The 25,443-nt window shown below is 60.5% G+C and carries 26 protein-coding genes; 1 reads left to right on the top strand and 25 read right to left on the bottom strand.

What is annotated here, in order from left to right; translation table 11 throughout:
* Window positions 1-347: 347 nt before the first annotated feature.
* The 18 genes from CE491_RS15900 to CE491_RS15815 form a co-directional block, all read right to left on the bottom strand.
* Window positions 348-1,307: a PDR/VanB family oxidoreductase gene (locus CE491_RS15900; protein WP_110949281.1), complete on the bottom strand. Its 960-nt coding sequence runs from the start codon at window positions 1,305-1,307 to the stop codon at window positions 348-350.
* Between the two features lie 3 nt (window positions 1,308-1,310).
* Window positions 1,311-1,790, bottom strand: a complete 480-nt coding sequence (locus tag CE491_RS15895; RefSeq protein WP_110949280.1) for a Rid family hydrolase — start codon at window positions 1,788-1,790, stop codon at window positions 1,311-1,313.
* A complete protein-coding gene (locus tag CE491_RS15890) occupies window positions 1,787-2,821 on the bottom strand; it encodes an aromatic ring-hydroxylating oxygenase subunit alpha (RefSeq protein WP_110949279.1) in 1,035 nt (344 codons plus the stop codon). Before CE491_RS15890 ends, CE491_RS15895 begins: the two co-directional genes overlap by 4 nt.
* A 17-nt stretch (window positions 2,822-2,838) precedes the next feature.
* Window positions 2,839-3,060, bottom strand: coding sequence for a recombinase-like helix-turn-helix domain-containing protein (locus tag CE491_RS15885; RefSeq protein WP_110949278.1), 222 nt, complete (start codon window positions 3,058-3,060; stop codon window positions 2,839-2,841).
* A 1-nt stretch (window position 3,061) separates the two neighbouring features.
* Window positions 3,062-3,379: a hypothetical protein gene (locus CE491_RS15880; protein WP_110949277.1), complete on the bottom strand. Its 318-nt coding sequence runs from the start codon at window positions 3,377-3,379 to the stop codon at window positions 3,062-3,064.
* The gene (locus CE491_RS15875; protein ID WP_110949276.1) at window positions 3,376-4,341 is read right to left on the bottom strand and encodes a VOC family protein; all 966 of its coding nucleotides are present in this window, start codon (window positions 4,339-4,341) and stop codon (window positions 3,376-3,378) included. Before CE491_RS15875 ends, CE491_RS15880 begins: the two co-directional genes overlap by 4 nt.
* Window positions 4,338-5,834, bottom strand: coding sequence for an aldehyde dehydrogenase (locus CE491_RS15870; protein WP_110949275.1), 1,497 nt, complete (start codon window positions 5,832-5,834; stop codon window positions 4,338-4,340). Before CE491_RS15870 ends, CE491_RS15875 begins: the two co-directional genes overlap by 4 nt.
* A gap of 24 nt (window positions 5,835-5,858) precedes the next feature.
* Complete coding sequence (locus CE491_RS15865; protein ID WP_110949274.1) at window positions 5,859-6,662, bottom strand: aspartate dehydrogenase; 804 nt, start codon at window positions 6,660-6,662, stop codon at window positions 5,859-5,861.
* A 10-nt stretch (window positions 6,663-6,672) separates the two neighbouring features.
* Complete coding sequence (locus tag CE491_RS15860) at window positions 6,673-8,355, bottom strand: thiamine pyrophosphate-binding protein (protein WP_110949273.1); 1,683 nt, start codon at window positions 8,353-8,355, stop codon at window positions 6,673-6,675.
* On the bottom strand, window positions 8,348-9,145 hold the full coding sequence (locus tag CE491_RS15855; RefSeq protein WP_110949272.1) for an SDR family oxidoreductase: 798 nt from the start codon (window positions 9,143-9,145) through the stop codon (window positions 8,348-8,350). Before CE491_RS15855 ends, CE491_RS15860 begins: the two co-directional genes overlap by 8 nt.
* Window position 9,146: 1 nt before the next feature.
* Entirely contained in the window at window positions 9,147-9,968 is an 822-nt protein-coding gene (locus CE491_RS15850) for an IclR family transcriptional regulator (RefSeq protein WP_110949271.1), read from the bottom strand.
* Window positions 9,965-10,840, bottom strand: coding sequence for an alpha/beta fold hydrolase (locus CE491_RS15845; RefSeq protein WP_110949270.1), 876 nt, complete (start codon window positions 10,838-10,840; stop codon window positions 9,965-9,967). The genes CE491_RS15850 and CE491_RS15845 overlap by 4 nt, the downstream gene beginning before the upstream one ends.
* A 4-nt stretch (window positions 10,841-10,844) precedes the next feature.
* The gene (locus CE491_RS15840; protein WP_110949269.1) at window positions 10,845-11,384 is read right to left on the bottom strand and encodes a cupin domain-containing protein; all 540 of its coding nucleotides are present in this window, start codon (window positions 11,382-11,384) and stop codon (window positions 10,845-10,847) included.
* 31 nt (window positions 11,385-11,415) lie between these two features.
* Window positions 11,416-12,180, bottom strand: coding sequence for an SDR family oxidoreductase (locus tag CE491_RS15835; protein WP_110949268.1), 765 nt, complete (start codon window positions 12,178-12,180; stop codon window positions 11,416-11,418).
* On the bottom strand, window positions 12,180-12,956 hold the full coding sequence (locus CE491_RS15830; protein ID WP_110949267.1) for an ABC transporter permease: 777 nt from the start codon (window positions 12,954-12,956) through the stop codon (window positions 12,180-12,182). Before CE491_RS15830 ends, CE491_RS15835 begins: the two co-directional genes overlap by 1 nt.
* 55 nt (window positions 12,957-13,011) lie before the next feature.
* Entirely contained in the window at window positions 13,012-14,001 is a 990-nt protein-coding gene (locus tag CE491_RS15825; protein WP_110949266.1) for an ABC transporter substrate-binding protein, read from the bottom strand.
* Between the two features lie 41 nt (window positions 14,002-14,042).
* A complete protein-coding gene (locus CE491_RS15820; protein WP_110949265.1) occupies window positions 14,043-14,891 on the bottom strand; it encodes an ABC transporter ATP-binding protein in 849 nt (282 codons plus the stop codon).
* A 374-nt stretch (window positions 14,892-15,265) separates the two neighbouring features.
* Complete coding sequence (locus tag CE491_RS15815; protein WP_110949264.1) at window positions 15,266-16,408, bottom strand: FAD-dependent monooxygenase; 1,143 nt, start codon at window positions 16,406-16,408, stop codon at window positions 15,266-15,268.
* Between the two features lie 231 nt (window positions 16,409-16,639).
* Here CE491_RS15815 and CE491_RS15810 point away from each other — a divergent pair, with 231 nt between their 5' ends.
* Window positions 16,640-17,326, top strand: coding sequence for a TetR/AcrR family transcriptional regulator (locus CE491_RS15810; RefSeq protein WP_199885131.1), 687 nt, complete (start codon window positions 16,640-16,642; stop codon window positions 17,324-17,326).
* Window positions 17,327-17,473: 147 nt separating this feature from the next.
* On the opposite strand, the gene CE491_RS15805 is transcribed toward CE491_RS15810, so the two are convergent.
* From CE491_RS15805 to purU, 7 genes are all read right to left on the bottom strand, one after another.
* On the bottom strand, window positions 17,474-18,253 hold the full coding sequence (locus CE491_RS15805; RefSeq protein WP_110949262.1) for an IclR family transcriptional regulator: 780 nt from the start codon (window positions 18,251-18,253) through the stop codon (window positions 17,474-17,476).
* Between the two features lie 113 nt (window positions 18,254-18,366).
* Entirely contained in the window at window positions 18,367-18,972 is a 606-nt protein-coding gene (locus tag CE491_RS15800) for a sarcosine oxidase subunit gamma (RefSeq protein ID WP_110949261.1), read from the bottom strand.
* A 1-nt stretch (window position 18,973) separates the two neighbouring features.
* A complete protein-coding gene (locus tag CE491_RS15795) occupies window positions 18,974-21,871 on the bottom strand; it encodes a 2Fe-2S iron-sulfur cluster-binding protein (protein WP_110949260.1) in 2,898 nt (965 codons plus the stop codon).
* Entirely contained in the window at window positions 21,868-22,173 is a 306-nt protein-coding gene (locus CE491_RS15790; RefSeq protein ID WP_110949259.1) for a sarcosine oxidase subunit delta, read from the bottom strand. The genes CE491_RS15795 and CE491_RS15790 overlap by 4 nt, the downstream gene beginning before the upstream one ends.
* 24 nt (window positions 22,174-22,197) lie before the next feature.
* Window positions 22,198-23,439 carry an FAD-dependent oxidoreductase gene (locus CE491_RS15785; protein WP_110949258.1) on the bottom strand — a complete coding sequence of 414 codons (1,242 nt, stop codon included), beginning with the start codon at window positions 23,437-23,439 and terminating at the stop codon, window positions 22,198-22,200.
* On the bottom strand, window positions 23,421-24,335 hold the full coding sequence (gene folD / locus CE491_RS15780) for a bifunctional methylenetetrahydrofolate dehydrogenase/methenyltetrahydrofolate cyclohydrolase FolD (protein ID WP_110949257.1): 915 nt from the start codon (window positions 24,333-24,335) through the stop codon (window positions 23,421-23,423). The genes CE491_RS15785 and folD overlap by 19 nt, the downstream gene beginning before the upstream one ends.
* Window positions 24,332-25,198: a formyltetrahydrofolate deformylase gene (gene purU, locus CE491_RS15775; protein ID WP_110949256.1), complete on the bottom strand. Its 867-nt coding sequence runs from the start codon at window positions 25,196-25,198 to the stop codon at window positions 24,332-24,334. Before purU ends, folD begins: the two co-directional genes overlap by 4 nt.
* Window positions 25,199-25,443 lie beyond the last annotated feature (245 nt).

Below are 25,443 nucleotides of genomic sequence, written 5' to 3'. Positions count from 1 at the left end.
GTTGATGTTTTTTTGTTTCAAGGGTGGCACACCGTCTTGCCTGTGAGCCTATTAGATAGAGAGCAGAAACTATGCCAAGCCGCCGAAAACTTTAAATATATTTAAATCCCTTGAATATCAATTAATTACCTGTGAAACAACATGCTTCGTACCACCAGTGAAACCACGGTGTCCATGAGTTACTCATCCACCCTAATAGCGGGCAAAGGTGGTGCGAATAGAAACTTATTGGGGCAGTTTTTAGTGCGGCGATGACCGTGAATAAAAATTAAACGTGGAGTGCCTTACTTATCCGACGCGCAAAAAAAGACCGACAGAAATGTCGGCCGAAGTTTTAAGGAGCACAGTTAAATATCAAGTACCAAACGCCGACTCTTGCAACCGGATACGCACACCATCATGGACTGATTGGCAGCGCGCTCCGCTTTACTCAAAACGCCGTCGCGGTGATCCACATCGCCCTCAATGACCCGAGTCTCGCAAGAACCACACACGCCTTCGCGGCAGCTGTAGTCAATGTCGCAACCCGCTTCGAGCAGTACATCGAGCAAATTAAGCCCTGGCTCGACCGACAGCATCTTGCCGGATCTCTTCAACTCGACGCTGTAGCTGTTGAGAGCATCCTCGGCAGGCGGCATTTCGGCGGCCGCAAAGCGTTCGATATGCGCGTGTGGGTAGCCGAGGCTTTCGCAAGTGCTTTCAAAAGCATCCAGCATCGGCGTTGGGCCACAGCAATAGAAATGCGTATCGGCCGGTTGTCCCGCCAGATAATGGTGCAGGTCCGGAGCCGCTTCCTTCTCATCGTTGAAGTGCAGGATCACCTTGGCGTCCAGGCCACCGAGTTCCTCCACGAGGGCGGCTTCGCGACGCGAACGGGCGCAGTAGATCAGCTCCGCGGACTTGCCCAGTGCCAGTAACTGGCGAAACATGCAGTAGATCGGCGTGATGCCGATGCCACCTGCAACCAGCACGCTATGTGAAGCCTGGATATCGAGGGAAAAGTTATTGCGGGGCCGCGAAATCTGCAGGGTAGTGCCGACGCGCAGCTGGTCGTGCACCCAGTGCGAGCCCCCGCGGCTGTTGCGGTCCCGCAGAATGCCGACGACATAACGGCCCTCATCGGTCGGTGAGTTAAGCAATGAGTAACTGCGCACCAAGCCGTTCGGCAGGTGCAGATCAATATGTGAGCCTGCGTCGAACGGCGCGAATACGGTGTCACCGTAGGGGCGCAGTTCGACGCTCATGATGCCTTCGGCTTCATGGCGCAGGGTATGGACCAGCGCGGTAATGGTAGACGCATTGGACATGATTCAGCCCTTCTCCAAAGACGTTGTAACAGGCGCCACTGCTGCGCGCAGATCGATGTCCAGCCGCGCACTGGCTTCGATTTCCACCACCAGTTCGGGGAACACCAGGCCGCTGACCTGCACCAGCGTCGAGGTCGGGTAGGCGGAGAAGCCTTCGAAAAAATCGCGGCGCGCGCGGCCTACTTCGTCCTTGTCGGCAATGTCGGTGACGTACACCGTCAGCCGATACAGGTTACCGATATGCCCCCCGGCGGCTTCGACCAGAGCCCGAGCCTTGTTCAGGACGACCAGCGTCTGCTGATAGGCGCCCAGAGGCGTGCCGACTTCAGCGGCCTGGCGCGTAGCGGGATGGCCGGTCATGCCGGACATCACCACCTCGTTGCCAATCAGCAGGGCGTTGGACCATGTGGCGGTGGCGAGCTCGCCAAGGCTTGGGGCCCTGACGCGCTGCACTGCGGTGTTGGCGGTGCATACGGTGCTCATGAGACAGCCTTCGTCTCGATCAGCGCCATCTGCTCCTTGGCCTTGCTTTTCAGGTAGCGGCGGATGCGGACGACGCCGAGGTCGTGCTGATAAAGGTTTTCACGCTGGTTGGCGTCGAATTCCATGAACTCCAGCAGCACACGATCCTGTTCCAGAACTGCCCAGTGCCGTGCCTCGAGGCGATTCTTGTAAAGGAACCGCCACGTGTCGCGCTGCCAGCCTGTGAGTGGACGTGCGCGCCAGTGAAAGACGCCGCACATCTGGGTGTTGCCTGGGGTATAGCTGCCAATGATGGTGAAGTTGCCGCCCGGGCCGCCGGTCTTCGGATAAGGGATTTCAAGGCGCAGCCAGTGACAGCCGTTATCGACGAATTCTGTCCAGTCGAAGTTGACGCCTCGCTGACCTTCTTTCTCGAAGATGAATCCTTGTTCGGTGTCACGGGTCACGAACCTGGCGGTTGCTTCGCCTTCGCTCATGGAGTGCGACATCTTGTGCAGGTAGGTGCCGTGCATTGGGTCCATGACGTTGTCGATGACGTAGCGGTAGTCGCCTTTCCATTCGGTGTAGCAAAGGAAGCTGCTCCACTCGGGCGAGGTCAGCTGCTCCGGGAGGACCAGTTCAGGAGGCTCAGGCAGGTGCGGATCCGTAGCGTTGAAGACAAAGATCGCGCCCGCCGCTTCACGCACGTGAAACATGCGGGTGGGGCGGCTGCCTTCCAACTTGCAACCCGGGCTGCCGGGCACCTTGGTGACGGTCCCGTCATGGCGAACTTCGACACCGTGGTACGGACACTGCAGGCGGTCGCCCAGCACCGGCCCCTGGGAAAGCGGCGCACCGCGGTGCGGGCAGTGGTCTTCCAGAGCGTGAACGGTGCCATCGTTGTCGCGCCATAACGCGATCTTGTAGCCCAAACGACGAATCGAGACGGGTTTGTCACCCAGTAGCGCTGAAGGCAGCAGCGGGAACCAGAGGTCCTTCAGGCCTTTGACGAGAATATTTTCAACAGGATCTACGGTCAGTTGCATGTTCATTTCTTATCCTCCGAGGCTCACGCGCCGAGCTTGGCCATCAGGGTGCTATAAGTTTCCGGGGTCCATTCGCCGCTGTTGAGCGGGCAAGGTGGCCCCGCCATGTTCAGGTGCTCGAGGAGGCTGGGCAGGTCGTGCTTGCCAGCGCCGAACGCCCGTTCGATGGAGTCGCCCAGCAAGTCTTCGAATGGGGTGTTCGGGCGCGCGCGGGTCTGGTGGGTTTCGTTGTAGGGTTCACTCATCTCATTGGCCTCCGTTACGAACCCGTTCGCGGATCATTTCGCGTACCGGGACAAAGTCATAGGTGGGGTAGCATTCGGTGCGAAAGACACCCCATGCAGAGCGTTCCAGCTCGACATTGAGCTTGGGCAGCAATGCTGGCGGCAGACGCAACGTGACGATCTGTCCAAGGCCCATCGCCACGGTCCAGGACACCACGTCCACGCCGTCTACGGGAAAGCGTTCCCACCAGTCGACCTGTTTCATGTGGCTCTGAATGTCGCCGAGGTTCTTTGACTGATCGTGCTTGAGCAGCACCGTCAACAGCATCGTGTCGGTCATGGCTTGGGTTTGTCCGTAAGGAATTTGCCCTGGGGGGCTTCGACGTTGTGCTGACGACGGGTATTGCCGTCGATACCACCGGCAATTGCCCACTCGGCGAACACGGTCGGGCCGGGCTCGAATACCCGTGGCTGCCACTCGGCAGTCAGTTGGTCTTCATCGGCGTAATACTCGACCAGCGCGCCGGCAGGATTCTTGAAATACCAGAAGAAGGCGGACGACACCGGATGACGTCCCGGGCCGATTTCCGTGGCCCAGCCGCGGCGCGATACGTGCATGCCACCGCCGAATACTTCATGCACGTCACGGACCGTGAACGCCACGTGATTGAGGCCGGCGCGCGGGGAGGGCAGTTGCAGCATGAACAGGTCGTGATGACCGCCTTCCTCGGCAGTGCGCAAAAAGGCACCACGATCAGGGTAGCGGTCCGACGCTTGAAAACCGAAGCGTTCGTGGTAGAAGGCTTCACAGGCGTTGACGTCAGTGACAAAAAACACGACGTGGCCGACTTCGATCGGCGTGGCGTGTTCGTATACCGGGGCAGGCTTGTTGATACGTCCCTTGACCTGCCAGGTATTGTGGCCGCTGCACTCGATGTCCACAGAGCGCTTGCGCGTCACTTGCAGACGGATCGCCAGCCCGTTGGGGTCGGTGCAGCCGATACGGCCGTTACCTTCGACGAAGCCTGGATCGTTGGCGATGCGTTGACTGTAAAGCGCCAGATCAGCTTCGCTTTCCACGCCCCAGACCACTTCGCGGATGGTCGAACCGCCCTCGATCGCCACTGGCAGACCTGGCTTGTCGTGGGCGGCAAGCACCACGCGGCAACCGTTCAACGTTTCGAAAACCACTTCATCGCTCGCTTCGCTGACCTTGTTCAGGCCCCAGTCGGCGAAGAAGCGCACGCAGGTGTCGAGGTCTTCGACGCCGTAGGTGACTTCATCAATACCCAATACGCTCATGGCGCTACCTCGCGGTGCTCGCTGGCCCAGGCCAACGGCTGTTCGTTCATGCCCCAGTAGAGGCTTTTCTGTTCCATGTACTGCAGGATCCCCAGGCGGCCTTTCTCTCGGCCCAGACCGCTGTCGCGCCAGCCGCCAAATGGCGTGGAGATCGAGAACTGCTTGTAGGTGTTGATCCAGACGGTGCCGGCCTGAATCTTGCGGCCCAGGGTCCAGGCGCGCTTGTAGTCGCGGCTCCAGATACCTGCGGCGAGCGCGTAGATGCTGTCGTTGGCCTGTTTCACCAGATCGGTTTCGTCATCGAAAGGCATGGCCACCAACACCGGCCCGAAGATCTCCTCCTGACACACCTGCCGGTCGTTGCTCAGACCTTCGAAGACGGTCGGTGGAAAAAAGAAGCCCTTGTCGTAATCGCCACCGCGCAGACGCTCGCCGCCCAAGCGCAGACGTCCGCCTTCTGACAGGCCGAGCGCGACATAGCGCTCTACCGACTCGCGGTGTGCGGCGCTGATAAGCGGGCCCATTTGCGTCGTTTCATCCTCCGGATTGCCGACTCTGATGGTGGCGGCTGCCGCGCACAGTCGCTGCATGAACGGTTCATACAGCGAGCGAGCGACGAACAGCCGCGAACCCGCGATGCAGGCTTCGCCCGAGGAGCTGAAGATGCCGTACAGCACGCCAGCCACGGCGTGATCCAGATCGGCGTCATCGAGCACGATGGTCGGTGACTTGCCGCCGAGTTCCAGCGACACAGGCATCATCTTGTCGGCAGCGATATGAGCAATGTGTTTGCCGGTACGCGTGCCACCGGTGAACGACACGCGCTTGACCAGCGGATGCTGGGTCAGGGCATCGCCGAGTACGGAGCCCTTGCCTGGCAATACGCTGATCATGCCTTTGGGCAGGCCCGCTTCTTCACAGATTCGCGCCAGTTGCAGGGCCAGTAACGGAGTGATCTCCGCAGGCTTGATCACCACTGCGTTACCGGCTGCCAGAGCAGGGGCAACTTTTTGCGCTTCGCTGGCAATCGGTGAGTTCCATGGGGTAATGGCGGCTACCACCCCCATGGGTTCGTAGACGCTCATGGTGACGAAATCACCCCGCGACGGGGTGATGGTCTCCTCCAGCGTTTCGCAAGCAGCCGCGAAGAATTGGAAGGTGCCGGCCGCGCTGGCCACCAGGTTGCGGGTTTCGCCTATCGGCTTGCCGTTGTCCTGGCGTTGCAATTGCGCCAGCTCCTCGCTCTGCTCACGAATCAACTGAGCGATGCGGTACAGCACGCCAGCACGCTCGTGCGGCTTGCGTTGCGCCCAACCGCTGTGCAGGAAGGCCTGATGAGCGCCCAGCACGGTTTCCTCCACGTCCTCCAGGCTGGCGGCGTTGAGCCAGGCCACGGCTTCACCTGTGGCGGGGTAATAGCTGGCGTAGCGCTCGCCACGGCCCAGACGCCATTGGCCGGCGATGCAGATGGGTAAAGTTTGTTCGGTGGTCATCGGACTTCTCCTGAAACAGTAGCCCTAGATGGAAATCGCATGGGCGTGGTTGCCGAGGGCGCGCACCACGCTGTAAACGGTCAAAGCGGAGGTCTTTGGATTGGCCAGCAGCGGTTTGCCGCGCAGGGTCAGTTCGAAGCCGCCGAATGCGCCGCGCGCTTCGAATTGATGGACATTCTCCTCACTCAGCGGATCGGCAATCAGCGTCACGTGCGTGCGGTCAAGGCCCAGCCCCGCCAGTGACAGGGTCGCGGCGACGTTGGCGTTCTTCGGGTAAAGGCGCGCGGCTTCGCGGGCGCTGCCCTGAAAAATCACAGTGGCTTCGCTAATGGTGTCCAGGTCGCAGACAAGCGCTCCTGGCGTGTTTTTCCACGCCTTGGCCGGCTTGCGACCGGTATAGGCCACTGAGTCCAGCCCGCCGACTTTCGCGGCGGACAACGCGTCGATGCCACCAATGGCACCAGGCAACAGCTCGATGCGGGTGTTGCCACGTTGGGCGGCAGCCTCCAGACGCTCCACCAGGCCGACCTGCGAAAGCGCGCCTACCGAAACGATCAGGCAGGCGATTCCGCGCTCCAGGGCGGGTAGCACATGCTGTTCGATGGCCCGGTGGCCTGCGCATTCCACCAGCAAGTCCGGATGCGCATCGGCTGGCAATTCGGTCAGCACCTGCGGCGGCTGTTTGAAGCTGGCCAGACGCTGACGCACCAGGTCTTCGGAACCTGCCGAAGCGATAACGCTGTCGACGCACAACTGCGGGTCTTTCTCCAGCAATTCCAGAACGCCAACGCCGATGGCGCCGCAGCCGATCATGGTGATATGAAGCATGACGCGATCCTCAGGCTGTCGCTTTCTGGGCTTTGGTTTCGCTGTTTGGCGGACCGGCGAAGTGGGTGGCAAAATTGCCAACCGCCAGCATGTCCACTTCCAGCAGGAAAGGGCCTGGCTGGCTGAAGGCGTTCTCCAGCATGCCGCCGAAATCCTTGAGGTCGCTGACCACTGCGTGGCGGATGCCCATCGATTCGGCCAGTTGGGTGTAGTCAGGTGTGTGTAGCTCTACGTATGCGTGGCGGGCGCCGTAGATGGCATCCTGGATGTTGCGGATCACGCCGTAGCGCTGGTCGTTCATCAGCAGAATCACCACGTTGGCTTTTTCTTGCACCAGCGTTGCAAGTTCCCCGAGGTTGAGGATGAAACCGCCATCGCCGGCCAGGGCAAATACCTTGCGGTGTGCATCGTATTCGGCGGCAGCGATACCGGCACCGATGCCCATTGCCAGACCCTGACCAATACCGCCGCCCAAGGCGTGTACGCCGGCCAGCGGGTGGTACAGGTTGAGCAGGCGGTTGCCCCAGATACTGTTCGACAACGTTACATCTCGCACCCAACTGAAGTTGCGTCCGGTCAGGCTCTGCAGCTGTTCGACCATCGCCGAGTAAGGGCCCAGATCAGCGACCAGTGCAGCGCGGGCTTTTGCACGCACCTCTTTGAGTTCGACCAGAAATTGCGGATCGGCCTGCAGGCGACCTTCAAGGCGATCGGCCAGACCGTCCAGCGTCAACGCCGAGTCGCCGCACACGAACATGTCGCTGGAGTAACTGCGCCCCTCAATGGCTGGGTTGGCGTCGATGCGCAGCGTCTTGGCTGGCAGCTTCAGCGCGTACTTGAAGGTCTCGTTGCTGCGCAAGCGCGAGCCTGCAATCAGTAGCGCGTCACAGCTTTGCATGAAGGTTTCAACCAGACGGTTTTGCGAAAAAGCCCCCAGGCAGCGCTCGTCGTCTTCGTTGACCACCCCACGGCCCTGGGTCGAGGTGATCACGCCAACGCCCATGTCCAGCAAGCGCTTGACCGCCTTGCCTGCGTGACGTGCGCCACCACCGAGCCACAGCAGCGGACGCCTGGCTTGCAGCATGCATTCTGCCAGTTGATCCAGCGCTTCGGGAGAAGGTATGGCGACCGGCACCGGCAGTGGCGCAAGGTCAGTGGGCATGGTGATGAAAGTCGACTGGATGTCGATCGGAATCTCGACGCTGACCGGCCCGGTGGGCGCTGTCAGCGCGGTCTGCACGGCCAGCTTCATGGTGCTCAGTGCGGTTTCCACGCTGCGCACGCGGAAGGCGGCCTTGGACACGGCCTTGAGCATGGTCAGTTGGTCCCGTGCCTCATGGATGTAGGCAAATTCCTGGTCCAGGTAAGGCGTCTCGATCTGCCCGGTGATGTGCAGCAGTGGGGTGCCGGCGGTCAACGCTTCAACCATCGCGCCCGCTGCGTTACCCGCGGCTGTGCCGGTAGAGGTCAGGCACACCCCGAGTCGGCCGCTGGTGCGGGCATAGGCGTCAGCCATATTGGTTGCGCCAGCTTCACCGCGGGCCATCACGAAGCGGATGTTGCCACGCACCGCGAAGGCATCGAGGATTGGCATGTTGTGAATCGAGATCACGCCAAATGCCGCTTTTACTTCGCACTGTTCGAGAAAGGCGGTGATCGCAGCGCCCACAGTTACTTGGTTGTCATTACGCATGGCGGGACAGGCCTCCGGAAACGTCGATATGGCTGCCTGTGGTGTAAGCCGACAGGGGTGATGCCAGGAAAAGAATGGCCTGTGCTGCCTCAATGGGCAGGCCCAGGCGGGCTAAAGGAATCTGTTTTTTGGCCGCCAGTTCGCCGGTCCACTGCGCCCAGTCCTGACCGCGATCTTCGCGGGCTTCGAAGCGGCGTCGCCATTGGCCTGACTCCACCAGACCGATGAGGATGCCGTTGACGCGGATCTGGTCCGGGGCAAATTCGAAAGCCATCGAGCGCACCAGGTTTTTCAGCCCGGCACGGGCAGCCGAGGTGGCGACCATGTGCGGCTCTGGCTGGCTGGCCAGCAGTGAATTGACGCAGACGATGGCCGCATTGCTGCACGTCTTCAGCTGCGGCAGGAAAGCCCGCACCGGGTAGATCACCGAAAAGAATTTGAGGTTGAGCTCTTCGCTCCAGGCCTCATCCGTGGTGTCTGCAAAGGTCGATACACGCCCTTGGCCAGCGTTGTTGATCAGCACCTGCGCCGGACCGAACGCGTCCAGGCTGGCGGCGGCAAACGCCTTGACCGACTGCGCGTCCAGAACGTCGCATAACCGAGCCAGCAGGCGGCCTTCAGCAAACCGCTCGCGCAGACTGGCTTCGGCGCTGCGCAGGCGTTGTTCGTTGCGCCCGCAGAACGCCACGTTGGCACCCGCTTGCAGCAGAAGCTCGACGCAGGCCAGGCCAATGCCCGACGAGCCACCGGTCACGATGGCTGTGCTGCCCTGGAGGGGATAAAGGCTCATTTCAGTCTCTCATCAGGGCAGTCACACGGCTGCCATGGTTTGGGGTGTAGTTGAGCAACCGAGACAGCTCGTCTGCGCTGCGGCGAACCTGGCCGAGCAGTTCCTCGAAATTGACGTGAGCGATCTGCGTAGTCGGGATGGTCACGCCCAGTGCGGCCGCGATACGGCCGGTGTGATCGCGGACCGGGGCAGCTACAGTCGAGATCGCTGACTCGAAAAAGCCTTCGCCACTGACGAAGCCGCGTTCGCGGTCGTGCTGCAGCAGATCGAACAGCTCCAGCACGGTCTTTGGCGTGCAGTGCGAGTGCTGCTCCAGATGTTCTTCGGGATACAGCTCACGCAGCTCACTGAGTGACAGGTCTTCGAGCAGAACGCGCCCCAGCACCGTTGCGTGGGCCGGCAGGCGGGTACCGACGTTGACGGCGCTTGAGAACACCGACGGCGGCGACACCTTGGCCACGTAGACAATCGAGCGGCCGTCGCGGACCACCAGGTTGCTCGGGTAGTTGAGCTTGTCGCACAGGCGTGCCAGCAGCGGCTGACCGAGTTCAGTCAGCTCCAGCGAAGCCAGGTACTCGAAACCCAGACGCAGCACCGACATGCCCAGGCGGTATTCGTTACCGGTGCGGGTCACGAACCCCATGGTTTCCAGAGTGGTCAGCAGGCGAAAAATGGTGGAGCGCGGCAGTTCCAGCCGACGCGCCAGTTCCGGGGCCGTCAGGGTGCGGTTCTGGCGACTGAATTCGCACAGCAGCAAAAGACCGCGCTCCAGTCCCGGCACGATGTATTTGTCCTGCGAATCTCTCGGTTCGGAGTCGTTCATTCAACAGTACCTGTCAGTGATTCCTTGAGGGCGAAGGCCAGGCGGCCAGCTACCAGGTGGGGTTGTTCGATGGGGCTTGCGTGCCCGGCATCGGGGATCAAGGTGAAGCTTGCGCCCAGCGCCCTGGCCAATGTCAGGCAGGCTTCGGGGGCGGTAATACCGTCGGCTTCGCCGCAATGCACATCGCAGGGCACCGTCAGCGGTGAATGGCGCAGCAGGTCATCGCCACATAACAGCTCGATGGCCTGTCGATAGCCATGGGGAATCAATCGCGACATGTTCCAGCGCACCCACTCCAGTGCCTTGACTGAGGGACGCGGCGAGAGCATGGCGCTGCTGCGCTGGGCAGCCGTTTGCGCAATGCCCAGTTGTTCCAGGCTGCCCAGGCGTTTGGTGCGCACCTGCTGGCGCTGGACCTCGCGCGCCGGGTCGCCATAGCCGCGTGCCGGGCTGATGAGTACCAGACGGCTTACACGCTGCGGATGCAGACGGGCAAACGCGCAGGCGGTGATAGCGCCCAGGGAATGGCCGACCAATACGCATTTTTCTATGTCCAGCGCGTCGAGGGTCAGCAGCAGGCGTGCCGCGTAATCTTCAGCTTTGGGTGCCTGCGGGGACAGCGGCGTCGAGTCGCCATAACCGGGAGCATCCCAGGCCACTACACGGGCGTGCTGGCTCAGCTGCATCGCCACTTCCAGCCACGATCCGGCACCCGAGCCGATGCCATGCAACAGCACGACGGCGGGGCCACTGCCGATTTCGCGAATCGCCTGACGGCTCTCGTTGAACACCAGTGAGCGTTGTCCGAAGCGCTGTTCGAGCAAGGCTTCAAGTTCAGCTGTCGCAGCGAGGGTTAGGGTGGCTGGCAACATGAACTTATCCGCGTTTGATCGAGGCCAGAGGATGCTCTGGCGGGTAGGTCGGGGTGACTGGTTTTTTCGCGCCAAGCATCACGCACATCAGGGCGTCTTCGTCACCGACGTTGATCTCTTCGCGGTACACACCTGGCGGCACGGAAATCACGTCACGGTCAGTGAGGATGGTTTCGTAGCGCTCGCCGTCCTTCTCGATGATGACCTTGAGCTTGCCGCGCAATACGAAGAACACCTCTTCGACGTCGGTGTGCAAGTGCGGCGGGCCTTCGTGGCCGGCCGGAATCACCATGGTGCTGAAGGTGAAATTCTCCGACGGGATGGTGTTCATGTCAGTGTTTACCCCAGTCCCACCGGTGCCGATATAGCGCATCTGTGCACGACGGAACTTGGGGTCGTAGTCGGCCTGGAACTTCAAGGCGTTCCAGTCGTATTTGCGCGTCTCGTAGCGGGCAACGCGGGTCTGCATCCAGTCTTGGAGACTGGCGCCTTCTGGGCGCTCCCAGCTTTTCGGGGCGGCGGTGGTGGTGGAAAGGTCAGTCATGGCAGTCTCCGTTTTCAGGGGCGTTGATCAATCAGGGCATGACAAACCCGCCGTTGACCGGCAGGGTTTGTCCAGTAATGAAACGGGCCAGGTTCGACAGGGCGAACACCACGGCGCCGCTGACGTCTTCAGGCAGCTGAGGCCGTTGAATGGCGCGTTGTTCGGTGTACAGGCGATGCCGGGCTTCGGGCACGTAGGCGGTGGCCTCTACCAGCACCAGGCCCGGCGCGATGGCGTTGACGGTGATGTTGTCGGTCCCCAGTTCCCGCGCCAGGCTGCGGGTCATGGCGATGATCGCGCCCTTGCTGGCAACGTAGGCGATCAGGTTCGGCGCGCCCCACAAAGGCGTGTCCGATGCCAGGTTGACGATCGCGCCCTGGCCGCTCGACCGTAGCGCTGGCAAGCAGGCGGTGGTCATCAACCAGGTACCGCGTACGTTGACTTGCATGACCTGATCCCAGGTATCGATACTCAATTCTTCGCACGTCTTGCCGCCGGAGTTAGTCACCGAAGCGTTGTTCACCAGCCCGTCGAGACCGCCGAGCAGTTCAGTGGCCTGCGTGGCGCAGGCGGTTATCGACGCGGGGTCAGCGAGGTCCACAGTCAGTCCGCAGACATCCAGGCCTAGCGCTTGCAGATCGGCAGCAGCCTTCTGTACACGGTCGGCAAGAATGTCGGCGATGACCACACGCCCACCGGCTTGAGCGATTGCCTGTGCGAAGGTGTAGCCCAAGCCGCGGGCGCCACCGGTGACCAGCACGCGACGGCCTTGTAGCAGTTCAGTTGTGGTATTCATCAGTTGGTGCTCAGCATGGCTTTAGGCATGTAGTGCAGAACGCGCTTTTCGGCCCAGACCACGGCACCGTAGGCCAGCACGCCGATGACAGTGAGCATGACGATGGCGACGAATACACCGCTCGTGTTGCCTTGACCTTCAGCGTCAACCAACAGAAAGCCCAGGCCCTGATTTCCGCCAACCAGCTCGCCGACGGTGACGCCGATCACTGCCAGGGTGGAAGCGATTCGCAGCCCGGAGAACAGCGCTGCCATGGCAGAAGGGAACTCCACCAGACGGAAGATCTGCCAGCGGCTGGCGTTCATGGTGCGCACCAGGTTGATCATGTCCGGATCGACGGTACGAATTGCCGAAAGCACGTTGATCATCACCGGAAAGAACACGATCAGCACGGCAATCAGGATCTTCGGGTACACGGTGTAGCCGAGCCACATCACGAACAGCGGGGCGAAGGCCACTTTCGGCGCAATCTGCAGCGCCAGGATGTAGGGAGAGAGCATCGCTTCAGCCTTGGGCGACAGGCCCAGCGAGGTGCCGATGACGATGCCCAGCAGCGCGCCGAGGGCGAAGCCGACGACAATTTCCACAGCGGTAATGAGTGAGTGTTCCAGCAGACCGCTGGTACGCCACATTAGAACGCCTTCCTCGGCCACGCGGCTTAGTTTGGGCATGACGAACTCAGGCATGTTCAGCAGGCCAGGGCCCCATTGCCAAAGTGCAAGAAACAGGATCAGCAGGGCAACGCTGCCGAACATTGAGTTGTTGAGACTTTTCATCACGGTCGTACCTTTTATTTCACACCATCTTTCGCAACGCCTTCACGCCGCGTGGTTATTTGGCGGCGGTGGTCGGGGTGTCGATGAACTGATTGGTGTAGAGGTCTTCGAGCTTGGGTTCCTTGTTCACGATGCCTTCGCTGACGTAGAACTGACGCACCTTGTCCAGACGTTGCGGGTCGATGTGGCCAGGCACGGTCTGATTGGCGTAGACGTGCTCGACATAGAGCTTGAAGGTCTTCTCCAGTTGCTCTTCCTTGCCGGCGTAAGCGGGTACGGCTTTGGCAAAGGTGATTGCGGCAGCGTGAGGATCACTGATGATGTCGCGCATGCCTCGCACGGTGGCCTGGACGATGCCGCCGATGATTTCGGGGTGGTTGGCGATGGCATCGTCGGAAGCCATGATCGACTGCGCCATGCTTTCGAATATCTGGTCTTGAGGAATCAGCTTGACGTTGAGGCCTGCTTCCTGCGAATCGGTGACCCAGTCAGGCACGCCTGCCATGGCTGAGGATTTCCTGGCTGCAAACAATTGCCATACGCCGGCTGGGCCAGCGGCCTGGACATTGACGTCGGTCTTTTCCAGGCCCGCTTTGCGCAGTGAGGCAAGCAGGGCGTAATAAGTGGTGTCGGAGTAGGACATCACGGTCAGGGTCTTGCCCTTGAGGTCCTTGACCGAGTTGATGTTCTCGTCAGCGTTGGTGGCGATCATGGTCACGCCACCGGCGCCGAGCACGGCAACGTTGCGCACAGGAATGCCGTTGGCACGCACCACGATTGGCGTGTCACCGATGGCGCCGCCGATCATTGCGTTACCTGCACCGATCTGCTTGGCCACGTCGACACCGCCCTTGGCGGCGATGAAGGTGACGTTCAGGGCCTTGCTGCTGTAGTAGCCCTGTTGCTTGGCAATGATCCACGGCGCGAAGGCCGGTGAGTTTGGAGGAGCAGGCAGCAGGTAGGTCACGTCAGTGGCGGCCTGGGCGGTGTATGCCAGGCTCAGGCCGATTGCAACCGAAAGCGTCATGACAGCGGTTTTGAACATGGTGACTCCTGAATACGTTGAGGGTCTGTAGGGGGCAGTGTTCAATGCAGTTCGGTGTCTTCGCCCACTTTGAGCAGCTCCATCAGCCGACCGGCCAAGGGGCCGATTTCGGGCAGCTTGCGACGCTCCAGAGGGTTTTCACGGTAGGGCAGATCCACGACGATCTCTTCGACGATGGTGCCGGGACGGGCGCTCATTACCAGCAGGCGATCGGACATGGCTATGGCTTCGACCAAGTCGTGTGTAATGAACAGCGCGGTCTTCTTTTCTTCGAACAGCATGCGTGCCATGTCTTGCTGCAGGACCATCTTGGTCTGGGCGTCGAGCGCCGAGAACGGTTCATCCAGGAACAAGACCTGCGGGTCCATGGCCAGGGTGCGAGCCAAGGCTGCGCGCTGGCGCATACCGCCGGACAGTTGGAACGGGTGGTGGTCAGCAAAACCCTGAAGGTGGCAACGGTTGAGCAAGTCTTCAGCGATAACCTTGCGTTCGGCCGGCGCCATGCCCTGAATTTCCAGACCCAGTTCGACGTTCTGGCGAATGCTGCGCCAAGGCAGCAGAAGGTCTTTCTGCAACATGAAGGCGACCCGCTTGACCGGGCCGTTGACGGCTTCACCGCCGACCAGTACTTCGCCTTCGCTGGGACGATAAAGCCCCGAGCCCATGTTGAGGATGGTGCTCTTGCCGCAACCTGACGGGCCGATGATGGAGACCACTTCGCCACGACGGATCTTGAAGTTCACGTTACGAATGGCAAATGGCGCTTCAGCCTTACCTTTGGCAGGGAAGCATTTACCGACACTGCGAAACTCGATCTCGGTCGGCTCGGGGGCCTGACGTGCGGCTTCGTTCCAGTCGGGGTTGATTGCAAACAACTCTTTCACAGCCATTGGGAAGGGTCTCTGGTCTGTTTTACTAGTGATACAGTGTTTAGTGCATGAACAATGCCAGATATAAACTTGGCATTAATAATTATGAAAATACATATAGATCAGAAGGTTAAGTAAAGTTATAGCTTTTATCGATGTTTCGTATATAAAACGCTGTCTACTTAGTGATACGCCCCTGCACGTTTCTCGTGCGCTGTTACCTCGCTGCGCGTGTTTTAAGTGCTTTTTCGAAACGCTGTTTTATATATAAAACAGCGGATGTTTAATCAGTGAATAATTGGAGGGGCATCTTCGCGAGTACAGCGAGTTCGCGAAGACACCCAGTTAACGCGGGGGTTGTAGAGTACTTGCAGTGAATAATCAGTGAATCAGTTTCATGCTGCAGGTTGTGTAGGCGCGCTCCAGGCGTCATAGCCATAGACCCAATCGGCGTTGCCACCGGCCTTGAGCCATTGGTTGCCCCGCGAGCCCACCTGGATCTGGCTGGCGCGTTCCATACGTGCCTGTTGATAGCCGGTCAGCGCCGAGTCGACTTCTGCCAACGCCTGAACCTCGCTCAATGCTCGGGCCAACACCACGGCATCCTCGATTGCCTGACCCGCGCCCTGTGCCATGAACGGCATCATCGGGTGACAGGCATCGCCCAGTAGCGCCATGTGATTCTCGGTCCAGTAAGGCAATGGATCGCGCTCATACAACGCGGTCTTCAGGACTTCATCGCAGGCGTCGAGCAGGGCGCGAGCGTCGGGATGGAAGTCGGCATAGCTTTCGCGCAGCTCGGTGACACTGCCCGGCGTAGTCCAGCTTTCTTCATGCCAGTTGTCTTGCGCGGTGGTGGCGAAGATAAAGATGTCCTCACCGCGGTTCAGCGGGAAGGTCACGATCTGGCTCTGTGGCGTTGGCCCCCACCATTTAGTGAATGCCTGGATGTTCGGCACGTGTGCGACGCGGGTGGCTGGCACCACCGCGCGAAATGCCACCACGCCGGTGAAGCGCGGGTGTTCCTGGCCAAACAGCGCGTTGCGTACCACCGAGTGAATGCCATCCGCACCGATCAGTACATCCATCCTCGCCTGGGTCCCGTCGGCGAAGTTCAGGACCGTGGCGTCACCTTGCCTGCTTGCCTTCACGGCGCGCTTGCCGAACTGCACGTGCTCCAGCGGGAACGCTTCGGCCAATGCGCTCAGCAGGTCGGCGCGGTGGATGGTCAACTGCGGTGCGCCATATTGGCGTTCGGCAGCATCGGCCATTTCAAGGCGAGAGGTTTCTTCGCCGGTGTCCCACATCCGGCTGATGCGATGGGTCGGGCGCGCGGCGAAGCGACGGATGCCTTCACCCACTCCGAGGCCATCCAGTGCTCTGACCGCGTTAGGGGTCAAGTTGATGTCGGCACCCACGCGCATGAAGGCCTTGGCCTGTTCGAATACGGTGACGTGGTGACCTGCGCGTTGCAGCGCGATCGCGGCGCAGAGGCCGCCAATACCGGCGCCCAGGATGCCTATGGAAAGTGCTTTCATGAATCCGCTCGCTATTTTGTGGAGGAGGCCGCGGTTCATGCAGGGCCGATGCCATTAATTCCTTTTTGAAGGAAATAATTATTTATCTTTTTAAATCAATTGGTTATCCGTTTATTCATAGGTGAAACGCGCTATTCATGACGTGCTGTGGCGCTACGGGTATCACCACGGTGCAGCTGTGATACTTTTTGCCACCGAATGAACGTTATTAACCTGGGCGGTAGAGCAGATATGGTGGGGACCAATAAAAAACGCGAAGCCGGCCGGCCGCGGGAAACCCAAGGAGTAGGGCGTGAAGGATTGATCGACGCGACCCTCACGCTGTTGCAGCACACGCCACCGGAAGCGTTGACCTTGTTGCAGATCGCCACCTCGGTGGGTGTCGACCCGGCGCTGGTCCGTTACTACTTCGGTAACAAGGATGGTCTGCTTCGGGCTGCGACGCTCAGTTTGATGGACCGTATCCAACAGGCATCCGAACGACACGTCGACGAGCCATCGCTGGCGGCGATGCTGGGCAATCGGGTGCGGCTTATTATCGATACGGGTCGTCAGAACCCGCATTTTCTGAAGCTGGTCATGCGCGAGATCTACGCTGCCGGTGAGCGCGGCGAACGTGATGATCCCACTTGGGACTCACTCAATCTCACGGCCCGTCGTGGCGCCGCACTGAGTGATGCCTTACTGCAGGCGCGCCCCGCAGAAGCACAGGCGATCAGCATGGATGCACGCTTTCTGCATGTCGCCTTGCTTGGCGCCTGTACCTTCTTTGCCACGGCGCAACCTTTGTTCAAGGCGCTGTTCGATCACGAACCCGACGAGGATGCATTGGCCGCACGTTACAGTGATTTTCTGACAGACCTGCTGCTTCGCGGCATGGGCGTGAACGGTCAGATTGATGGCGCTGCGCAGACCTGACTGTGAACATATCCATACTGCCGCTTTGGACCGCTGCGTGTCCCGTCCGACAGCCTTCGATGTAGAGCGCATAGACCCAGCGCGTCGACAACAAAGCCCACCGGCCCTGGCGTGAATGCCGACAGCATTCACGATGACGCGGGTTGATCAGTCGCGATACCCCAAATCGCGGCTGATCTTCGCGCTGCACTCCAGCAGCAGGTCCAGAAACCGTTCCCGCGCACCGTCGGGATCCATCACGGCATCTGGCCCGGACAGGTTGATCGCCGCGCTGACCTGGCCCGTGTGGTCCTTCACCGACGTGGCGATCGCTGTCGAATAGTCCGAGCGATGCAGCACCCAGCCTTTTTCACGATCACCTTCGATCAACGCCTGCAACGCCGGCAGGGTTCGTGGCGCCGGGGTGGGGTAGTCATCCAGGCGAATGTGTTGATACAACGCGCCCAACTGCGAATCGTCCAGCGCGGTCAGCAGCATGCGGCCCATGGCCGTGCAGTGACAGCCGATGCGCGTACCCACCGGGATGTTCACGGAAAGCCGTTGCGCCGCAAACGCGCGATACAGGTACAGGCTGTCGGTCTGCTCGCGGATGCTCAGGTGGCAGGACAATGAGGTGCGATCACGCAGTTCGTTCAGGTGTGGCATCGCCACTTCGACGATGTCGCGACTGGCCAGATAACTGAAGCCATCGCTGACGACTCGCGCGCCAAGTTCGTATTGAGTGTTGTGCTTGTTCAGGTAACCCATGTTGGTCAGCGTGAACAGAATGCGGTACACCGCCGAGGTGCTGACCCCCAACCGCTCGGCGATTTCCTGAATGCTCAGGCTGCGCGTGCGGACGTTGAACATGCCCAACACACTGAGCCCGCGGGCGAGAGCGGGGACGCTGTAGTCGGTCTCTTTGTCGGGCGTTTCAACCATGTTCATGGTGTGGCTCCTTGATAACAGCCCTCCTGCGGCCCATAGCAGCACGACTTGCCAGTGGTGGCCTCTTTGAAAATCTTCACCGCCGGCATTCCGTGCTGCTACAGGAATTGAGTTCACTGGAGTGCTTCGATCTCCAGCACCTGTCCATCGAACTCGGCCATGGCATCCAGCACCGCGTCCTTGAAATACTCCAGCGACGCGCGGTCGAAGAGGATCTGGAACGCCGCTTGACCCTTCGATCCCAGGTTGATCACGATCACGTTGATTCGCGCCGCTGAGGTCTGTGCGACTGCGCCCGGCGGGAAGGCGGCGCAGCGCAGGTCGACGCCGCAGAGCTTGGCCATGACTTCGGCGATGCACACACCACTCAGCTGCAGCCAGGCGTGGCTGTCTTCCCGGGGCAGCAGGTAGTTGGCGCTGTGATCGAGCTCCCAGCGCGCTTGCTCATCAGCGATGCGTTCACCGCGATCCTGCAGGCTGCCGAGAATCAGGTATTCGGTCTGTGATAGCCGCGCCACGTGGCTGCCATCGGCCTGAGTGACAGCCCGGTTCGGCGCATCCGGCAGGGTGAAGCCCCGCGCCTGCAAGTACTCGGCGCTCTGCTGACCGCGAAAGCCGACCCTCGGTAGCTCGGTCAGATCGACCAACGTGCATTGCTCAAGTGTGCCGAGTTGAAGCGGAGCGGGTTCGATGTGGCTTTCAGTATTGAGACTCGACATATCAGTGCTCCTGGCGCTGGTTTTCAGGATCGAAGAAAGGCAGTTTCACCACCGTGGCATGGACGATCACGCCATCCTCCACACGAATCGGGATCTGTTGCCCTGGCTGGCTTTGATCGAACGCGGCGTAGGCCAGGCCGATGATCTTGTCCAGCGATTGCGAGTACTCACAGGAGGTCACGTTGCCGCTGATGTCCGCGCCGCTCAGCACCAGATGGCCTTCCAGCGGCCGGGGGCTGACCCTGGGCAACGTGAAACCCACCAGTTTGCGCTTCTGCGGCTGGGCTTCGAGAATGTCCACCGAGCGCCGCCCGACGAAAAACGGCTTGGTCCGGCTCACTGCCCAACCCATGTCGATCTCGGCCGGATGAGTCATGCCATCGGTGTCCTGGCTGATGATCACGTGGCCCTTTTCCAGACGCAGCAAACGTTGGGCTTCGACGCCGAACGGGCGGATGTCGAACGCCTGGCCCGCTTGCATCAATGCGTCCCACAGTTTCAGTGCGTGACGAGCGGGAACATGAATTTCGTAGCCCAGTTCGCCGACGAAACCGACGCGCAGCAAGCGTGTCTTGATCCCCGCCACGGTACCCTGGCGCACGCCCAGATAGGGAAATCCTTCAGCTGACAGGTCAAGGTCCTGACAGACCTTTTCCAGCACTTTGCGTGAGTCCGGACCTGCGACGTTGACCGCCGAAATAGCCGCGGTGACGTTGGCGATGTCGACGTTCAGCCGCCATTGCGCATTCCACTTGAGCATCTGCTGATAGATGCGATCAACGCCGCTGGTGGTGGCCGTGACGTAGAAATGGTTCTCGCCGAAGCGCGCGCAGACGCCGTCGTCGATCACCACGCCATGCTCATTGGTCATCAGCGCATAACGCGAGCGACCAATCGGCTGCTTGAGGAAGGCGAAGGTGTACAGACGGTTGAGCAGCTCGGCGGCATCCGGTCCGCGCACGTCCAGACCGCCCAGCGTCGAGACATCGATGATGCCGACCTTATTGCGCACGTGCAGCGCCTCGGCCTGCATGCACGCGTCGCGCTCGCTGGCCTTGCCGTAATAGGCCGGACGCTGCCAGATGCCGGCGGGCATCATTTTGGCGCCTGCATCCATATGCCGTTTGTGCATCGGCGTCTGCCGGTACGGATCAAAGGCACGTCCTGCGACATGGGCCAGTTTTTCTGCTTCGAAAGGTGGGCGAGCCGTGGTGACGCCGGTTTCGCTGATGCCGCGTTGGGTGCAAGCAGCGACCAGCCGCGCCGTCGGCAGTGCCGAATGACGTCCCTGGGACGGGCCCATCCCGACCGTGGAATAACGCTTGACCAGTTGTATGTCGCGATAGCCGATCTTGGTAGCGTTGATGATGTCGCGAACTTGCAGGTCTTCATCGAAGTCGACGAAATCCTTGCCTTTGGGATGCGGGAAGATCGGCCACGGAAAGTTGACCTGTGCTTCAGGGCGCGTCGCCAGTGGTTTGGATGTCAACTCCAGATTCAGCGCCACGACGATCTCGGCAGCGGCATGAATGGCGTCAGCCAGCACATTGTCCAGTGCGTGATAACCGTGGGCCGAGCCTGCAACGGTGAGGTTTTTCGGCAGGCCGCTGAGGGTGAATTCTGCCAGTTGATCGTCGTAGGCCAGTTTGCCGCCGGCCTGGCACAACAGCTGATAGACCGGCATGTAGCCGCCGGACATGCACAGCAGATCGCAATCCAGAACCAGGCCGCTGCTGGCCACCTGGCCAAGCCCGGTGATTTTTCGGATGTCGGCACCGCTGACGTGACGCATGCCTTTCTCGTGCAGCGCCTCAAAAACGGTGCTGCCCAGATGGCAGACGATGCCGCGCCGTTCCAGCGCCAGCAGCAGGGCGCGGTCGGCGGGGTTGTTGCGCATGTCCACCAACGCCGCGACTTCAACGCCTTGATCATGCAGGTCGAGCGCGGCCAGATAACCATCATCGTTGCCGGTCAGCACAACTGCGCGCTTGCCCGGCTTGACTGCATAGAGCTTCATCAGCCGTTGCGCGGCACTGGTCAGCATCACGCCGGGCAGATCGTTGTTCCGGAAAATCACCGGCTGATCGAACGAGCCGCTGGCGATCAGGCATTGCGTCGCGCGAACCTTGTACATGCGCTTGTTCTGAATCACTGGCAGGTAATTGTCAGTGAACCAGGCGTTGCAGGTGGCTTTTTTGAGCACGCGAATGTTGGCGTGGCCTTCGACCGCATCGACCAACTCGCGGCGCAAGGTCTGGGCGCGATTGCCTTCGAGATCGAAGCGGGCGTAAGTCAGCGAGCCGCCGAGTACCGGCTGCTGCTCGATCAGCAGCACCTTGGCGCCAGCGTTGGCCGCAGTCAGCGCGGCCTGCAGACCGGCAGGGCCTGCGCCGATCACAGCCAGATCGGCAAACAGATACGCCTTGTCGTAATACTCGGGCTGGAACTTCAGATCGAGCACGCCCAGGCCGGCCTTCTTGCGGATGATCGGTTCCCACAGTTTCCACGCGCCCTTGGGTTTGTAAAACGAGCGGTAATAAAAGCCCACCGGCATGAACTTGGAGAACTTGCCGAGGTAGGCGTCGTTGTCGTTGTCCAGCGAGCCGTTGAAGTTCTGCCCGGTGACCTGCACGCCGCTTTCCAGCAGGTGACTGTCGGCCAGCACGTTGGGCTCGCTTTGCAGTTGAACCAGCGTGTTGGCGTCTTGCCCGGCCATGGTCAGCGGCCCGCGCGGGCGGTGGTATTTGAACGAGCGCGACAGCAGAAACCGGCCGTTGGCGAGTAGGGCGCTGGCAATGCTGTCGCCGGCCAAGCCCTGATACGGCTTGCCATCGAAACTGAAATCGAGCGGCTGATTGCGATCGATCAACAGACCCATGGGGGCGGGAAGTCGGCTCATCGGGCGGTCTCCTTGGCGGTAACAGCAGTGAATTCCACGCGGGCGTTAAATACTTCTTTCGGATCGAAGGTGCGCAGGATTTCGTCGCTGCCGGTGTGGCGCTCGACAAGGAACCAGTAGCTGGACGGGTTGTGCATCCACCATTCGCGGACCACGCCCAGGATGTCTTCACTGTTGAACACGTAATCGGCCCATTCGGCATCGCTGCAGGTCTGCGGATCGGGCATCTGCTTGAACTCGCCGCCGTAGGTGAATTCGCTGATATTGCGCGGCCCGTTGAGCGGGCAAGTCATGACTTTCATGTGTCTCTCCTTACTCAATGGCGGTCAGTGGCTGGCCGCTGTGGCGCCCATTTCGTTGACTTGCTGGAAGGTCGAAAAGCGTTCCAGACCGAACGGTCTAATCAGCTCAGGCACCTTGCCGCCGCTGGCCACCAGTTCGGCCATGGTCTTGCCGCAGATCGGCGTGGCCTTGAAGCCCCACGTGCCCCAGCCTGCGTCGAGGTAGTAATTGTTCACCGGGGACAGGCCCATGATCGGACTGTAATCCGGAGTCATGTCGGTGATCCCGGCCCACTGGCGCATCAGCTTGGCGTTGGCCAGGAACGGGAACATCTCGATGGCGTGGGCCAGCAGGCTTTCTTTCAGATCGAGCGTGGAACGGGTGTTGAGCAGCGGGTATGGGTCTGAGCCGCCGCCAAACACCACTTCGCCACGACTGGTCTGCTGCACGTAGCAGTGCAGAGCCGACGAACTCACCAGCGGGTCCAGGAATGGCTTGAACGGCTGGGTGACCATGGCTTGCAACGGGAAGGTCTGGATCGGCGACCGAATCCCGGCCTTCTTCATCAATTGCGAGCTCATGCCCGCGACGGCCTGAACCGCGCAGCCGCACTTGATGGTGCCGCGATTGGTTTTGACGGCAGTGATGGTGCCGTTTTCGATGACCAGTTCCTGCACTTCGGTCAGCTGATGAATCTCCACGCCACGTTTGGCCGCCTGCTTGGCGTAACCCCAGGCGACGGCATCGTGCCGGGCGGTGGCGCCGTCGATGTGCCACAGACCAGCGATCACCGGCAGATGGCCCGGATCGAGGTTGAGGGACGGCACCAGTTCGCGGATCTGCTGGCGGTCGATCATCTCGGTGCGGCCGCCGAAGTGTTTGTTGACCTCGGCGCGCTGGCGGAACGAGCGCACGGTGGCGTCGGTGTGAGCCAATGTCAGCTGACCTCGGTGCGAATACATGATGTTGAAGTCGAACTCGTTGGACAGGCCCTCGAACATGCGCACCGATTCGGCGTAGAAACGCACGCCTTCGCTGGTCAGGTAGTTGGAGCGGATCACAGCGGTGTTGCGCGCCGTGTTGCCGCCACCCAGATAGCCCTTTTCCAGCACCGCGATGTTGGTGATGCCGTGGTATTTCGACAGGTAGTACGCCGTGGCAAGACCATGGCCGCCGCCACCGATGATCACCACGTCGTAGGAGGATTTCAGCTCTTTGGGCGCAGGCAGATCGACCTCGACCGGGTATTCCGAGCTGAGCCCGTATTTCAGGAGATTGAAAGGCATACGGCCTCCGAGGCGCTGTTTTGCGTTTGGGCGTGCTGCGCCTGCTGAAGGGCAGCGGTCACCGTGTTTTTCATCAGGAAGGCGATGGTCATCGGGCCAACGCCGCCCGGCACCGGGGTGATCGCCGAAACCTGTGGCAGGGCGCTGTCGAAATCGACGTCACCCACCAGGCGGCTGCGGCCATTCTCTTCAATGCGGTTGATGCCGACGTCGATCACCACCGCGCCGGGCTTGAGCCAGCCGGCGTCAATCATCCGTGGACGGCCGACGGCGGCGACGACGATGTCGGCCTGGCGGCACAGGGCCTTGGCGTCGACACTGCGCGAATGCACGACGGTCACTGAGCAATGGGCCTTGAGCAGCAGGGCGGCCATGGGTTTGCCGACGATGTTCGAGCGGCCGATGACCACCGCGTGCTTGCCGCTCAGGTCACCGCAGGCGTCTTCGAGCAGCTGCATGCAGCCGCTGGGCGTGCAGGGCGTCAGTACGTCGCGACCCTGGCTCAGACCACCGACGTTTTCGCTGTGAAAACCATCGACGTCCTTGCCCGGCGCAATGGCCTGCAGGACGCGGGTTTCTTCGATATGCGCAGGCAGCGGCAACTGCAGCAGGATGCCGTTGACGCTGTCGTCCGCGTTCAATTCGGCGATCAGCTTGAGCAACTGCGCCTGAGTGGTGTCGGCGCTCAGGCGGTATTCCAGCGAGCGAATGCCGGCCTCTTCGGCGCGCAGGATCTTGTTGCGCACGTAGACCTGACTGGCCGGGTCCTGCCCCACCAGGATCACTGCCAGCGCAGGCTCGATGCCTTTGTTTTTCAGCATCTGCACCTCGGCTTTGACGTGAGCGAGTACGCGGGCGGCTGCGGCATTGCCATCGATTATTTTGCAAGTGTTCACCGGAAGATCACCGTTCTGTCCTTGTTGAGGAAAACCCGGTGCTCCAAGTGGTACTTCACCGCCTTCGACAGGGCTACGGTTTCGGTGTCACGGCCGGTGGCGACCAGATCGTCCGGCAGGTACACATGATCCACGCGCTGAACTTCCTGCTCGATGATCGGGCCTTCGTCCAGGTCGCTGGTGACGTAGTGGGCAGTGGCGCCGATCAGCTTCACGCCGCGCTCGTAGGCCTGGTGATAAGGCTTGGCGCCTTTGAATCCTGGAAGGAATGAGTGGTGAATGTTGATGGCCCGGCCCGACAGTTGCTTGCACAGGTCATCGGACAGAATCTGCATGTAGCGGGCCAGCACCACCAGATCGGTGCCGGTCTCGTCGACCACTCGCATCAATGCCGCTTCCTGCTGGGCCTTGGTGTCTTTGGTCACTGGCAGGTAGATGAAACGAATGCCCTCGCGCTCGGCCATGGGCCGCAGGTCGAGGTGGTTTGACACGATGGCGGTGATGGTCATGTCCATCTCGCCCTTGTGGTAGCGGTAGAGCAGGTCGGTGAGGCAATGATCGAACTTGCTCACCATCAACAGCACACGCATGGGTTCGCGAGTGTCGTGCAGTTCCCACTGCATGTCGAACGCCTTGGCGACGTCATCGAAACCCGCCTTGAGCTGGGCGATTTCGCCCGCGTGACCGTCGTTGAAACGGAACACTGCGCGCATGAAGAATTTGCCGCTGAATTCGTCGTCGAACTGCGCCATCTCACCGATGTAGCAGCTGTTGCCCGCCAGATACGAGGTGACCGCCGCGACGATGCCGGAGGTCGCCGGACAACTGATCTTGAGAATGAAATGGTTCTTGTCGTGTTGCATGGTATGTCCTCTGGAAGATGGCGGCAGTTCAGCAAGCGGCTAACGATCAGCGCGAAAAATTCCGGGGTGAACAGATATTTCGTGCGTGAATAAAAATTCCCAACAGGAATTAAATATTCTCGAAGGCTGTTTTATAGGCGAACGGAAACTGCACGTCCAGAGATTTCTGGAAACTTTCTTAACTGGTGGGAAATATTTGAAATGGCGGACAGTTGTAGGAGCGTGCTTGCTCGCGATCGAGGTAC

This window comes from Pseudomonas bohemica (assembly GCF_002934685.1).
GTDB classification, from domain to species: Bacteria; Pseudomonadota; Gammaproteobacteria; order Pseudomonadales; family Pseudomonadaceae; genus Aquipseudomonas; species Aquipseudomonas bohemica.
The sequence above is the reverse complement of the archived record's forward strand: the minus strand, read 5'-3'. Positions and strand labels throughout refer to the sequence as shown.

Excerpts from the sequence above, each read along its gene's own strand:
- CE491_RS15835 (WP_110949268.1), bottom strand. The coding sequence starts at position 12,180 with ATGAATACCACAACTGAACTGCTACAAGGCCGTCGCGTGCTGGTCACC.
- CE491_RS15900 (WP_110949281.1), bottom strand. The coding sequence starts at position 1,307 with ATGTCCAATGCGTCTACCATTACCGCGCTGGTCCATACCCTGCGCCAT.
- CE491_RS15885 (WP_110949278.1), bottom strand. The coding sequence starts at position 3,060 with ATGAGTGAACCCTACAACGAAACCCACCAGACCCGCGCGCGCCCGAAC.
- CE491_RS15805 (WP_110949262.1), bottom strand. The coding sequence starts at position 18,253 with ATGAACATGGTTGAAACGCCCGACAAAGAGACCGACTACAGCGTCCCC.
- CE491_RS15815 (WP_110949264.1), bottom strand. The coding sequence starts at position 16,408 with ATGAAAGCACTTTCCATAGGCATCCTGGGCGCCGGTATTGGCGGCCTC.
- CE491_RS15790 (WP_110949259.1), bottom strand. The coding sequence starts at position 22,173 with ATGAAAGTCATGACTTGCCCGCTCAACGGGCCGCGCAATATCAGCGAA.
- CE491_RS15820 (WP_110949265.1), bottom strand. The coding sequence starts at position 14,891 with ATGGCTGTGAAAGAGTTGTTTGCAATCAACCCCGACTGGAACGAAGCC.
- CE491_RS15800 (WP_110949261.1), bottom strand. The coding sequence starts at position 18,972 with ATGTCGAGTCTCAATACTGAAAGCCACATCGAACCCGCTCCGCTTCAA.
- CE491_RS15810 (WP_199885131.1), top strand. The coding sequence starts at position 16,640 with ATGGTGGGGACCAATAAAAAACGCGAAGCCGGCCGGCCGCGGGAAACC.
- CE491_RS15825 (WP_110949266.1), bottom strand. The coding sequence starts at position 14,001 with ATGTTCAAAACCGCTGTCATGACGCTTTCGGTTGCAATCGGCCTGAGC.
- CE491_RS15795 (WP_110949260.1), bottom strand. The coding sequence starts at position 21,871 with ATGAGCCGACTTCCCGCCCCCATGGGTCTGTTGATCGATCGCAATCAG.
- CE491_RS15880 (WP_110949277.1), bottom strand. The coding sequence starts at position 3,379 with ATGACCGACACGATGCTGTTGACGGTGCTGCTCAAGCACGATCAGTCA.
- CE491_RS15875 (WP_110949276.1), bottom strand. The coding sequence starts at position 4,341 with ATGAGCGTATTGGGTATTGATGAAGTCACCTACGGCGTCGAAGACCTC.
- CE491_RS15845 (WP_110949270.1), bottom strand. The coding sequence starts at position 10,840 with ATGTTGCCAGCCACCCTAACCCTCGCTGCGACAGCTGAACTTGAAGCC.
- CE491_RS15895 (WP_110949280.1), bottom strand. The coding sequence starts at position 1,790 with ATGAGCACCGTATGCACCGCCAACACCGCAGTGCAGCGCGTCAGGGCC.
- CE491_RS15870 (WP_110949275.1), bottom strand. The coding sequence starts at position 5,834 with ATGACCACCGAACAAACTTTACCCATCTGCATCGCCGGCCAATGGCGT.
- CE491_RS15840 (WP_110949269.1), bottom strand. The coding sequence starts at position 11,384 with ATGACTGACCTTTCCACCACCACCGCCGCCCCGAAAAGCTGGGAGCGC.
- purU (WP_110949256.1), bottom strand. The coding sequence starts at position 25,198 with ATGCAACACGACAAGAACCATTTCATTCTCAAGATCAGTTGTCCGGCG.
- CE491_RS15890 (WP_110949279.1), bottom strand. The coding sequence starts at position 2,821 with ATGAACATGCAACTGACCGTAGATCCTGTTGAAAATATTCTCGTCAAA.
- CE491_RS15865 (WP_110949274.1), bottom strand. The coding sequence starts at position 6,662 with ATGCTTCATATCACCATGATCGGCTGCGGCGCCATCGGCGTTGGCGTT.
- CE491_RS15850 (WP_110949271.1), bottom strand. The coding sequence starts at position 9,968 with ATGAACGACTCCGAACCGAGAGATTCGCAGGACAAATACATCGTGCCG.
- CE491_RS15785 (WP_110949258.1), bottom strand. The coding sequence starts at position 23,439 with ATGCCTTTCAATCTCCTGAAATACGGGCTCAGCTCGGAATACCCGGTC.
- CE491_RS15855 (WP_110949272.1), bottom strand. The coding sequence starts at position 9,145 with ATGAGCCTTTATCCCCTCCAGGGCAGCACAGCCATCGTGACCGGTGGC.
- CE491_RS15860 (WP_110949273.1), bottom strand. The coding sequence starts at position 8,355 with ATGCGTAATGACAACCAAGTAACTGTGGGCGCTGCGATCACCGCCTTT.
- CE491_RS15830 (WP_110949267.1), bottom strand. The coding sequence starts at position 12,956 with ATGAAAAGTCTCAACAACTCAATGTTCGGCAGCGTTGCCCTGCTGATC.